General features: G+C 66.6%; 12 protein-coding genes. 7 read left to right on the top strand and 5 right to left on the bottom strand.

The window, feature by feature from the left end:
* Window position 1 precedes the first annotated feature (1 nt).
* From AC2FAN_RS14765 to AC2FAN_RS14745, 5 genes are all read left to right on the top strand, one after another.
* Window positions 2-925, top strand: coding sequence for a carbohydrate ABC transporter permease (locus AC2FAN_RS14765; protein WP_265050565.1), 924 nt, complete (start codon window positions 2-4; stop codon window positions 923-925).
* Complete coding sequence (locus tag AC2FAN_RS14760; protein WP_485175020.1) at window positions 925-1803, top strand: carbohydrate ABC transporter permease; 879 nt, start codon at window positions 925-927, stop codon at window positions 1801-1803. Before AC2FAN_RS14765 ends, AC2FAN_RS14760 begins: the two co-directional genes overlap by 1 nt.
* A gap of 98 nt (window positions 1804-1901) precedes the next feature.
* Window positions 1902-3173 carry an extracellular solute-binding protein gene (locus AC2FAN_RS14755; RefSeq protein ID WP_485175018.1) on the top strand — a complete coding sequence of 424 codons (1272 nt, stop codon included), beginning with the start codon at window positions 1902-1904 and terminating at the stop codon, window positions 3171-3173.
* Window positions 3174-3254: 81 nt separating this feature from the next.
* Window positions 3255-4100, top strand: a complete 846-nt coding sequence (locus AC2FAN_RS14750) for a phosphodiesterase (RefSeq protein ID WP_485175016.1) — start codon at window positions 3255-3257, stop codon at window positions 4098-4100.
* Window positions 4093-4884, top strand: a complete 792-nt coding sequence (locus tag AC2FAN_RS14745) for an inositol monophosphatase family protein (protein WP_485175014.1) — start codon at window positions 4093-4095, stop codon at window positions 4882-4884. The genes AC2FAN_RS14750 and AC2FAN_RS14745 overlap by 8 nt, the downstream gene beginning before the upstream one ends.
* 53 nt (window positions 4885-4937) lie before the next feature.
* On the opposite strand, the gene AC2FAN_RS14740 is transcribed toward AC2FAN_RS14745, so the two are convergent.
* Complete coding sequence (locus tag AC2FAN_RS14740; protein WP_485175012.1) at window positions 4938-5885, bottom strand: sugar-binding transcriptional regulator; 948 nt, start codon at window positions 5883-5885, stop codon at window positions 4938-4940.
* A 340-nt stretch (window positions 5886-6225) separates the two neighbouring features.
* On the opposite strand from AC2FAN_RS14740, the gene AC2FAN_RS14735 reads away from it, so the two are divergent.
* Entirely contained in the window at window positions 6226-7173 is a 948-nt protein-coding gene (locus tag AC2FAN_RS14735; protein ID WP_485175010.1) for an N-carbamoyl-D-amino-acid hydrolase, read from the top strand.
* A gap of 18 nt (window positions 7174-7191) precedes the next feature.
* Here the strand turns inward: AC2FAN_RS14735 and hydA are convergent, their stop codons facing one another.
* Window positions 7192-8634, bottom strand: coding sequence for a dihydropyrimidinase (gene hydA, locus AC2FAN_RS14730; RefSeq protein WP_485175008.1), 1443 nt, complete (start codon window positions 8632-8634; stop codon window positions 7192-7194).
* Window positions 8635-8708: 74 nt separating this feature from the next.
* Here hydA and AC2FAN_RS14725 point away from each other — a divergent pair, with 74 nt between their 5' ends.
* Window positions 8709-9560, top strand: coding sequence for an NHL repeat-containing protein (locus tag AC2FAN_RS14725; protein ID WP_485175006.1), 852 nt, complete (start codon window positions 8709-8711; stop codon window positions 9558-9560).
* A 176-nt stretch (window positions 9561-9736) separates the two neighbouring features.
* On the opposite strand, the gene AC2FAN_RS14720 is transcribed toward AC2FAN_RS14725, so the two are convergent.
* The 3 genes from AC2FAN_RS14720 to AC2FAN_RS14710 are packed head-to-tail and all read right to left on the bottom strand — an operon-like array spanning window position 9737 to window position 11844.
* A complete protein-coding gene (locus AC2FAN_RS14720) occupies window positions 9737-10411 on the bottom strand; it encodes an amino acid ABC transporter permease (RefSeq protein WP_265050574.1) in 675 nt (224 codons plus the stop codon).
* Entirely contained in the window at window positions 10411-11085 is a 675-nt protein-coding gene (locus tag AC2FAN_RS14715; RefSeq protein WP_265050575.1) for an amino acid ABC transporter permease, read from the bottom strand. Before AC2FAN_RS14715 ends, AC2FAN_RS14720 begins: the two co-directional genes overlap by 1 nt.
* Before the next feature lie 9 nt (window positions 11086-11094).
* Window positions 11095-11844 (bottom strand): amino acid ABC transporter ATP-binding protein, encoded by a 750-nt coding sequence (locus AC2FAN_RS14710; RefSeq protein WP_485175250.1) that lies wholly within the window; start codon window positions 11842-11844, stop codon window positions 11095-11097.
* Window positions 11845-11849 lie beyond the last annotated feature (5 nt).

Here is an 11849-nt window from a genome sequence, read left to right as displayed (position 1 = left end):
CATGACGCTCGCCCTCGCATCCCCCGCAGACTTTGCCCCGGTCGCCCGCCGCAGGCTTCGTATCGAGCGCTTCACCGGGCTCGGCTTCGCCCTGCCGGCCTTCGTCCTGCTGTTGCTGACCATCCTGATCCCGCTCGCGGTCCTGCTGCTGCTCAGCCTCACGAACTACGAATTCGGCGGCGTCGACATGGATTGGGTCGGCCTCGCCAACTTCCAGAAGGCGCTGGCCGATCCGATCATCCGGCGCTCGCTCGTCAACACGCTGCTCTATGTCGCGATCGTCGTGCCCGGCGGGGTGTTCGGTGCCTTGCTGATCGCGGTGCTCGTGCATCGGCGCCATCGCAGCCGCTCCTTCTACGAGGTGATCTACTTCCTGCCGGTGACCTCGACCCTGATCGCCATGGCGACCGTCTGGCAGTTCCTGCTCCATCCCTCGCTCGGCCCGGTCAACGGCTTGCTGAAATGGCTGGGCTTCAGTCCGGTCGCCTTCCTCAGCGAGCCCTCGACGGCGCTGGCGACGCTCGCCGTGATCGGGATCTGGCAGTTGCTCGGCTTCAACATGATCCTGTTCCTCGCCGGGCTGACCGCGATCCCGCGCGATCTCTACGAAGCCGCCGATATCGACGGCTGCTCCAGCGGCATCGACCGCTTCCTGACCATCACCTGGCCGCTGCTCGGCCCGACGACGATGTTCGTGCTGGTCACCACGATGATCACCGCCTTCAAGATCTTCGACACGGTGGCGGTGATGACGCGCGGCGGTCCGGTCGGCTCGACCGAGGTGCTGCTCTACAACATCTATCTCGAAGGCTTTCAGTACTTCCACACCGGCTACGCCGCAGCGCTGACCTTCATCTTCCTCGCCTTCATCCTCGTCTTCTCGGCCGCGCAGACCTTCGCCCTCGACAAGAAGGTGCATTACTGATGGCCGATCTCACGCTCGCTGCCGCCGGCCCGGTCACGCCCGCCCATTCGGTGCTGCGTCGCTTCCTCTCGCTCGTGCTGATCCATGGCGTCCTGATCGCCGGGGCGATCTTCATGCTGGCGCCCTTCATCTGGATGCTGGTGACCTCGATCAAGCCGCCGGCCGAGATCTTCAACGCCGAGATCTCGCTCTGGCCGAAGCAGTTCTACGGCATACAGAATTACGGCTTCGCCCTGGAGAAAGCGCCGCTGCTGCGCTTCGCGCTGAACGGTGTCATCCTCTGCGGCGGCATCCTGGTCGTGCAGCTCCTGGTCGCCATCCCCTGCGCCTACGCGCTGGCGAAGCTGAACTTCCCCGGCCGCAACGCGCTGTTCGTGCTGGTGCTGCTCGGGCTCTGCATCCCCGTGCAGGTGCCGGCGATGCCGCTTTATATCGCGCTCGCCCAGCTCGGCCTGCTCAACACCTATTTCGCGATGATGGTGCCATTCTTCCTCTCGGTCTTCGCCATCTTCCTGTTCCGCCAGTTCTTTCGCAGCTTCCCCGACGACATCATCAACGCCGCCCGGCTCGACGGCATGAGCGAGTTCGAGATCGTCTGGCGCATCGTGACGCCAAGCGCCTGGCCCGCCATCGCCGCCTTCTCGGTGTTCTCGGCAGTGGCACACTGGAACGACCTCTACTGGCCGCTGATCGTCATCTCCGACACCAGGCTCGCGCCGCCGCCGCTCGGCATGATGTTCTTCGCCGATGCCGAGACCGGATCGAACTACGGCGCGCTCACGGCGGCGGCGACGATCCTGACCGCGCCGCTCGTCATCGCCTTCCTCGTCGCCAGGCGCCGGTTCATCGACGGCATCACCATGACCGGGGTGAAGTAGCCGGCGCCGCATGACCCGGCCGCGCCCCCCGCAAGACGTTCAGGCCTGAAGCATCGTCCAACCCCGACAGCACCGCTGTCATGCCAAGGAGATCACGCATGAAACCTCTCGGCAAAGCATTTGCCGCGGCAGCACTCGCCCTCCTCGCCTCGACGGCGGCCAGGGCCGAGCAAGTCACGCTCGACGTGCTCTACGCCTTCCCGGCCTTCGCCAAGTTCCATGAGCCGATCGCCGCGGAATTCATGAAGAAGAACCCGGACATCAAGATCAATTTCCGGGCGCCTGCGGCGAGCTATGACGAGGGGCATCAGGCGATGCTCCGTCAGTCCGTCACCAACCAGTTGCCAGACGTCTATTATTCCGGCTTCCACCTGCTGACCGAGCTGGTCGAATCCCTCGACAAGCGCAAGCAGATCGTCGATCTCGGCCCCCTGCTCAAGGCCGAGCCCGAAGCCTGGCGCAAGGCCAACTATTCCGACGCGCTGCTCTCGCTCGGCCAGGTCGCCGGCAAGCAGGCCGGCCTCGCCTTCAATGCCTCGACGCCGCTGATGTATTTCAACGCCGAGCTGGTGAAGAAGGCCGGCGGCGATCCCGAGAAGATGCCTGACAACTGGGCCGATCTCGTCGCGCTCGCCAAGAAGATCCGCAGCGGCGACACCGCCGGCCTCGCCTACAACATCCATGACTGGCCGGATGACTGGCTCTGGCGCGGCATCATCCTGCAGGGCGGGCATTCCATGCTGTCGGCCGATGGCAAGAAGGTCGCCTTCGGCGGCGATGTCGGCGAGAAGACGCTGGCGACGCTGCGCAGCTTCGTCACGGAAGGCGGCATGCCGCTGATCGACTGGGACCAGTCACGCCAGCAGTTCATCGCCGGCAAGATCGGCATCTTCTTCGACACCCCCGCCCGGCTGCGCCAGGTCACCGACCTGATCGGCGACCGCTTCACGCTGAAGACCGCGCTCTTCCCGGTCGACGACAAGGCCAAGGGCAAGCTGCCGACCGGCGGCAACGCCGCGCTGATCACCGCCAAGGACGCTGCCAAGCAGAAGGCGGCCTGGGAGTTCATCAAGTTCGTGACCGGACCTGAGGCCCAGAAGATCGTGGTCGAGACCGCCGGCTACATGCCGACCAATCTGCGCGCCGGCGACGATGCGTTCCTCGGCCCGTTCTACAAGGAGAACGCCAATTTCCGCACGATCAACGGCCAGGTTTCGCGCGCTGCGCCGTGGGAAGGCTATCCGGGCGGCAATTCGGTGCGCATCTGGCGCCAGCAGCGCGAGGTCGTCGCCGGCGTGATGCGCGGCGAGATCCAGCCCAAGGCCGGCATCGAGCGCATCGTCTCCGAGACCGAAGCCCTGATGAAGTGAGCCGCGATTTCGGCTGACGATACGACCGCTCGGCTTCGGGCCGGGCGGTCACGCTCTCTTCCATATGCGGGACGCCTTCCGATGATCATCGCCCAGCTCAGCGACTTCCATGCCCGGCCGCATGGCCGGCCCGCCTACGGCGTCGTCGATACCAATGCGGCGATCCGGGAGGCCATCGACGCCGTGCTGGCGATGGAGCCCCGGCCGGATTGCGTGCTGGTGACCGGCGACCTGTCGGATTGCGGCCTGGCGGAGGAATACGGCATCGTTCGCGAGCAGCTCGCCCGGCTGCCGATGCCGGTCTATGTCGTGCCCGGCAATCACGATCGGCGGGAAAGCTTCGCGGCGGAGCTCGGGCAGGACCTTCCCTATCTGCCGAAGAGCGGATTTCTGCATTACACGGTCGAGGACTTCCCGGTCCGGCTGATCGGGCTCGACACCGTGATCGCCGGCGAGGATGGCGGCGAGATCTGCGCCGGGCGCGAAGCCTGGCTGGCCGAGCGCCTCGCCGAGGGCCGGGGGCGCCCGACCCTGATCTTCACGCACCATCCGCCCTTCGCCGTCGGCGTCGACGGCATGGACATCATGCCCTGCCGCGTCTCGCCCGGCTTCGTCGAGCTGATCGCCCGCCACCCGGAGATCGAGCGCATTCTCTGCGGGCATTATCACCGGCCGATCCAGCTGCGCTTCGCCGGCACGATCGGCTATGTCGTGCCGGGAACGGCCCATCAGGTGGCGCTGGATCTGCGCGCCGGCACCGAGAACATGTTCGTCATGGAGCCGCCCGCCATCGCAATCCATGTCTGGAAGCCCGGGACGGGCATCGTCAGCCATCTCCAGCCGATCGGGGATTACGGCCCGCGCCGGCCCTTCCTGCTCGACCCCGCCTATCCCGGCAAGCAGCAGGCGGCTCCTGCGGATGCCTGACACCCGCCTTCTCTCATTGCTGGATGAAGCCGGCGCCCTCGCGCGGCAGGCGGCCGAGCTGCTCGTCCGCATGCAAGGCGAACAGCTCGCCATCAGCCGCAAGGAATTTCGGGATGTCGTCACTGCCGCGGACCTCGCGGCCGAACGACTCGTCATCGACGGCCTGACGCGATTGACGCCTGGAGCAGCGATCCTGTCGGAGGAAGCCGGCTTCTCCGGTGCACACGACGCGCCGCGCTGGATCGTCGACCCGCTCGACGGCACGGTGAATTACGCCAGCGGCCTGCCCTGGTTTTCCGTGACCATGGCCTATCAGGAACAGGGGCGCACCCTGCTCGGCCTGACGCATGCGCCGCTCGCCGGCCTCGTAGCGCGCTATGTCGAGGGCGGCCCGTCAACCGTCAACGAGCGCCCGGTCGCGGTCTCCGGAACGACGAGCCTCGCCGACGCCGTCATCTCGATCTGCCTGACCTCGCATTATTCGCCCGAGGATTCGGAACGGACCTGCGCCGTGATCCGGCGGCTGGCAGGGCTGTGCCGCGGCGTGCGGGTGATCGTCTCCGGGGGCTTGGAGATGTCGCTGGTGGCGGCGGGCCAGCTCGATGCCTTCATCGGGCTCAAGGCCGACATCGTCTCGCACGCCGCCGCCATGCCGCTGGTTCGCGCAGCGGGCGGCAGGGTGACGACGGTTGCGGGCATCGATTCACGCGACGAAGACCTGGAGAAGATCGTCTCGAACGGCTTGATCCACGAGGAGCTTCTGGAGGCGATCCGAAGCGCTTGACCGAAACCCTCGGCCCACGGTCTCTGGCCGGGTCTCGCGCGAACCTCGCAGCTTCAGCCCCGATGCAGCGCCAGCGCTGCTGCTGCGGCGTCTTCATCCGTGACCAGGACCGAAGCCAGTCTGGCGCGCAGCGCCGCCGCGATCACCGCGGCCTTGTTCTTGCCGCCGGAGGCCAGGATCACGGTGGGAATGCGGCGCAGCCCCTCGAGCGGCAGTGCGATGGCCCGGCGGTTGATCGAATGGTCGATCGGATCGCCGCGGCTGTCGATGAATTGCCCGAGCATGTCCCCGACGGCGCCATGCGCCGCCAAGTCCGCCGGGCTGACGTCGCGCGGAAGCCCGTAGCGCACGAGAAAGGAACGCTCGCTCAGGTCGCCGGCGCTGAGGATGGCGACGTCGGTGGCCCGGATGCGCGCGAAAGCGGCTTCGAACACGTCCTGCGCCAGGATGGTGTCGCGCGATTGCGGCGTGCCCGCATAGATCGGTGCCGCGAGGTAGTGGCATTCCGCCTGCCAAAGCTGGGCGAAGCGGCCGGCGATCTCGAAGGTGTTGAGCTCGATGCCGTAGGTCAGCCCGCCCATCATCGAGCTGACCGTGAGATCTCGATACTGTCCGGCCCTGACATGCCGGGTGGTCTCGCGCAGGGTCCCGCCCCAGCCGACGCCGACGATGCCGGAAGGCTTCTCCTCGACGATGCGCGAAAGGAGCTCGCCCGCAGCCTTGCCGATCTGCGCCGCGACTTGCTCGACATCATCGGGAGCGGGCAAGACGATCGCCTCCTTGAGACCGAAAGTCTCGACCAGGGCGTGCTCCAGCCGCACGCAGCTTTCCAGCCGCGAATTAATCGTGATGTTGACGAGGCCGCTGCTGCGCGCCTCGACCAGCAGGCGGTTGACCCTGAGCCGCGTCATCTTCAGGCGAGCGGCGATCTCCGCCTGGGTCAGACCCTCCCTGTAATAGAGCCAGGCTGCTCTGACCTGGGTCTGCGAATCCTCCGGCATCACGGCATCCTGTCGGCTGTCCGCGGCATGCGAACACAACCAATGTAACTATGATTGATACATCTGTTGCAACGTCGCGGCACCCGGACTTGCCGTTTGCGGCGCATGCCCGATCCGCCTTCCCGCTCCGCGGGCGCCAGAAAGCATAACACCGGCTTATAGCTGCTCCCAAACAAAGCATATGAAGAATGGAAGGCGACGCTTTAAGGCTGGGCATGGTCCAACAATCAAAGGTCCGCCTTGGCAAAAGCCACGCTCGAATGCGACGCATCGGCCTTCGCGGGCCTGGCTTGAGACCCATCGGGCGATCCGCAACCATCATCTGATCGGGGAACGCCTCGTGCCACGTCTCGTCACCGTCGCTGCCGCTCAACTGGGTCCGATTCAACGGGCCGAAAGCCGCAGGCAAGTCGTCGACCGGATGGTCGCGCTGATGGAAGCGGCCAAGGCGCAGGGCGCGACCTTCATCGTCTATCCCGAGCTGGCGCTGACGACCTTCTTCCCGCGCTGGTACAGCGAGGACCGCGCCGAGGCCGATCACTGGTTCGAGCGTGCGATGCCGGGTGCGGAGACGCAGCCGCTCTTCGACAAGGCGAAGCAGCTGGGGCTGGCCATGAGCTTCGGTTATGCCGAGCTCACCCCGGAGGGGCGCCACTTCAACAGCTCGATCCTGGTCGACCGGACGGGGCTCATCGTCGGCAAGTACCGGAAGATCCATCTGCCGGGCCATGTCGAATTCGATCCGGAGCGGGCGCATCAGCATCTCGAGAAGCGCTATTTCGAGCCCGGCGATCTCGGCTTCCCCGTCTGGGAGTTCGAGGGCGGTCTGTTCGGCATGGCGATCTGCAACGACCGGCGCTGGCCGGAGACCTACCGGGTCATGGGGTTGCAGGGCGTCGAGATGGTCGTGCTCGGCTACAACACCCCGTCAGTCAACTCGCAATCCCCGAACGAGACGGCGGCCGATCGCCTCTTCCACCACCGCCTGTCGGTGCAGGCCGGCGCCTATCAGAACTCGACCTGGGTCGTGGCCGTCGCCAAGGCCGGTAGCGAGGATGGTCACCATCTCTTCGGCGGCACGCTGATCGCGGCGCCCGACGGCAAGATCGTCGGCGAGCTCGCTCATGAGGAGGACGGCGTGCTCGTCCATGCCTGCGACCTCGACGACACCCGTTTCGGCAAGGCGACGATCTTCGATTTCGCCCGCCATCGCCGCGTCGAGCACTATGGCCTGCTCACCGAGCGCACCGGCGTCGGCGCCCCGCTCGGAAGGCCGGAGGGCGCCTGAGCGCCCTCCTTGGCCGCCTCAGCGGAACGGATCGAAAGGCGTCGGGAAACGGCCCGTCGGCACGATCTCGGCATAGGGGCCGCGCGCCAGCAACTGCCCCTGCCCCGGCTGCGCCAGTACGCGCTTGCCGTCGAAGACGAGGCGGCCACGCTGGTAGGTGGCGGCCGGATAGCCCTGCAGCTCCATGCCTTCATAGGGCGTGTAATCGCTGCCGTGATGCTGCATGTCGTTGGTGAGCGTGACGCGGCGGTTCGGATCGAACAGCACGATATCGGCGTCCGCCCCGACGGCGATGGCGCCTTTGCGCGGCGCCAGCCCGAAACGCCGGGCCGGATTGGTCGCGACGAGATCGACGAAGCGGCGCAGGTCGATGCGGCCCTTTGCGACGCCCTCCGAATAGAGAATGGGCAACCGGGCCGCGAGACCGGGCACGCCGTTCGGGATCTTGTTGAAGGGCGCGTTCTCGCCGTGCTGCTTCTTGCCGCGCGGATCGTCGTAGCGCAGCGGCGAATGGTCGGACGAGACGATGTCGATGACGCCGTCACGGAGGAACTGCCAGAGCGCCTCGCGATCGGCACCCGAGCGCAGCGCCGGCGAGATCATGAATTTCGCGCCCTCGAAGCCCGGCCGGTCCATGTCGGCCTCGTCCAGTACGAGATATTGCGTGCAGGTCTCGGCCCAGGCCTTCTGCCCGCGCATTTGGGCCCGCTCGACCTCCTCGCCCGATTGCGCGCCCGAGACGTGGAAGATCTGGATCGGCATATCCAGCGCCTCGGCCAGCGCCAGGATGCGATGCGTCGCCTCGCGCTCGACCACCATGGGCTTGGCCCAGGCGAGATGGCGCGGCGCCGTCAGGCCGGCCGCAAGCAGCGCCTGCGTCAGCCAGCCGATCAGTTCGTGATGCTCGGCATGCACGCAGACGAGCGCGCCGGCACGACGCGCGGCGGCGAGCGTCTGCAGTATCTGCGCATCGCCGAGGCGGTTGCTGTCATAGGTCATGAAGATCTTGACCGAGCGGTGCCCCGCCTCGACCAGCGCCGGCAGCTCGCGCTCCAGCACCTCCGGCGTCGGGTCGTTGACCAGCAGATGGAAGGCATGGTCGATCCGCGCCTGCTTCGCCTTCTCGGCATAGGCGACGACCGCACCGGCCAGCGAGCCGCCGCGGATTTGCGGCGCATGGCAGACGACCGTGGTCGTCCCGCCCGCTGCGGCCGAGGCCGTGCCGCTGTCGAAACCATCGGCGATCTCCGCCCCCGACGAGAACGGCTGGTCGAGATGGACGTGGGCATCGACGCCGCCAGGCAGGACGAGCAGATCCCGCGCGTCCACCTCTTCCCGGCCGCGCGGCAGACCCGCGCCGATCGCTGCGATGACGCCATTGGCAATGCCGATATCGAACGGCCCGATATCGGAAGCGGTCACCGCGGTTCCACCGCGGATGACGAGATCGAAATCGCTCATGGTCTTACTCCCGGGGCGGCCGGGCCATCGAGGCGATGGCAGCTCACAGCACGCGAAACGGCGACGAGGTCAGGATGAAAACGGAATTGCGCGTTGCGCTCGGCGACAGACTGTTCGGCATCGAGCGACCCTGGGGCGCCCTGCCCTCGACGCCGGGCCGGATCACCGATCTCGCAATCGACGAGGCCGGCTTCGTGCATGTCCTGCTGCGCCGCGACAGCGCCGTCGATCCGGAGGGGCCTTGCGTCGTCACGCTCGCGGCCGATGGCAGCTTTCGCCGGAGCTGGGGCGAGGCACTCTGCCTCGATGCCCACAAGATCGCGGCGATACCCGGCGGCGGCCTCGCCATCGTCGATCGCGATGCGCATCGCATCCTGTTCTGCGATGTCGAAGGCCAGGTGCGGCGACAGATCGGCGAGAGCCGCCGTCCTGGCCAGCCCTTCAACCATCCCAGCGACATCGCCTTCGCGCCCGATGGGGGCTTCTACGTCGCGGACGGCTATGGCAATGGCCGCATCCATCGCTTCGACGCCGATGGCGCCCCGATCACGAGCTGGGGCTCGGTCGGCACGGCGCCGGGCGCCTTCCTGACGCCGCACGGCATCTGCGTGCTCAGCGACGGGCGCGTCATCGTCGCCGATCGCGAGAACAGCCGCGTGCAGAGCTTCACGGCGGACGGTGAATTGCTGGCGGTGTGGGACGCCTTCCTGCGTCCCCAGGATGTCGTTGCCGATGCAGAAGACCGGATTCATGTCTGCGATTCGATCCCGACGCTGAGCCTGCTCTCGGCGGATGGCACCCTGCTCGGCCGCTGCCGCCCGGTCCTCAACGGCGCCCATGGCCTCTGGCTCGGGCCGTCCGGCGACATCTTCCTCGCGGAGACCAACCCGAACCGCATCACGCGGCTTTTCCCGATGACGGCTTAAGCAGCCTAACATTGGGCGCCGCGACCTTGTCGCACAGCCGCCGCCATTGCGGGCGCGCTTAACCGTCATGCTCGGGCTTGACCCGAGCATCTCTCCCAGGAGATTCTCGGGTCTGCGCTTCGCTCCGCCCGAGAATGACGCTCCCGGGTCAAGCCCGGCGCCAATTCAGCGGCCACTCACGCAGCCGACATGGCCGTGCGGTTCTGCAGCCGCGAGACCAGCCGCACGAAGGGCCAGAACATCAGGAAGTAGACGATCGCTACCGCGATCAATGGCGTCGGGTTGTAGAGCAGGCCCTGGGCAAGCTGGGCCGAACGCAGCAGCTCCTGCAGCGCGACCGCCGAGGCGATCGAGGTCTGCTTCACCAGCTCGACCGTGTTGCTGATCAGGTCCGGCAGCACGTTGCGTGTGCCCTGCGGCACCACGACATGGACCATGCTCTGGTACCAGCTCAGCCCGGTCGAGCGCGCCGCCTCGCGCTGGCCCTTCGGCACGGATTCGATGCCGGCGCGGAAGATCTCGGCGAAGTAGCTGGAGCCGTTCAGCGTCAGCGCCAGCACGGCCGCCGTGAATTCGTTGAGCTTCAGGCCGAGGAAAGGCAGGCCGAAGAAGATGAAGATCAGCAGCACCAGGGGCGGGATGGCGCGCATCACATCGACATAGGCGATCAGCAGGAAGCGCAGCAGCTTGCTCGGCACGTCCTGCGCCATGGCGATGGCGATGCCTGAGAGCACCGAGAGCGGCACGGCGACCACGGCCAGTGCCAGCGTCATCCAGAAGCCCTGCAGCAGCAGCGGCCAGACTTGGCGGAGAACGTCGAAGTTGAAGAAGGTCGTGACGAGCTCGTCCATCATGACCTCGGATGCGCGTAGACATGTTCCAGCCAGCGCGTGAAGCGCACGAAGGGCAGGAACAGCAGCAGGAAGAGCAGCGCGCCGACGGTCAGCGCGGTCGGATTGGCGACGTTGGACTGGATGCTGGAGGTCACGTTGAGCAATTCGGGCACGGCCACGACCGAGCCCAGCGTCGTGCCCTTGCTGATCCCAATGGCGCGGTTGGTCAGCGGCGGGATCGACATCCGCACCACCTGCGGCAGGATGATGTAGGCAAGCGTCTGGGTGAAGCCGAGGCCCGTCGAGCGCCCCGCTTCCCACTGCCCCTTCGAGACCGCGTTGATGCCGGCCCAGAAGATCTCCTCGGCGAAGGCCGAGAGCACGATCGCGAGCGCCAGCACCGTCGCCGTGAACGGCTCCAGCACCAGCCCGAAATAGGGCAGCGCGAAATAGGCGAGCACGATCAGCACGAGCTGCGGGATCGAGCGGAAGAAGTCGATGTAGAAGATGATCAGCCAGTTCAACGGCCGGATGCCGTAGAGCCGCAGCACCGCCAGCGCGAGGCCGAGCGGGATGCCGATCAGCACCGTCAGGATCGACATTTCGACGGTGATGAGGAAGCCGCGCAGGATGTCGGGCCAATAGGCCGACAACAGCCCGAAATCGAAGAAGTAGCGGACGATCTGGTCCATGGGTGCCCGTCAGCCGTGCGAGCGCATCACGAAGTCGCGGATGCGCTGGTGCTGCGGGTTGATCAGGATCTCCTGCGGCGTGCCCTCGGCCAGGATCGCGCCATGGTCCATGAAGACGACGCGGTCGGCGACATCGCGCGCGAACTTCATCTCATGCGTCACCACGATCATGGTCATGCCCATTTCCTTGGTGCGGACCATGACGTTGAGCACCTCGCCCACGAGCTCGGGGTCGAGCGCCGAGGTCGGCTCGTCGAAGAGCATGACCTGCGGCTCCAGCGCCATGGCGCGGGCGATGCCGACGCGCTGCTGCTGGCCGCCGGACAGCTCGGCCGGATAGGCATCGGCCTTGTGGGCGAGGCCGACGACCTCGAGATGGTGCCGTGCCTTGCGCTCCGCCTCCTCCTTGCTTAAGCCCACGACCTTGCGCAGCGCCAGCATCACGTTCCCCAGCGCCGTCTTGTGCGGATAGAGGTGGATGCCCTGGAAGACCATGCCGATCCGGCGGCGCAGGAGGTTGAGGTCCACCTTCGGACCGGTGATCTCCTGCCCGCCGACGCGGATCGCGCCCGCCGTCGGTTCCTCCAGCCGGTTGATGCAGCGCAGGCAGGTGCTCTTGCCCGAACCGGAGGAGCCGACGATCACGACGGCCTCGCCCTTGCCGACCTTGAGATCGACACCGCACAAGACCTCGACATTGCCGAAGCTCTTGCGCAGCCCCTCGATCGAAACGATCGTCTCGGGCGGCGCGGCCGTCATGGCGG

The organism is Allobosea sp. RIT-PG3_2 (genome assembly GCF_057321085.1).
This window is presented reverse-complemented; position numbering and strand designations above follow the sequence as displayed.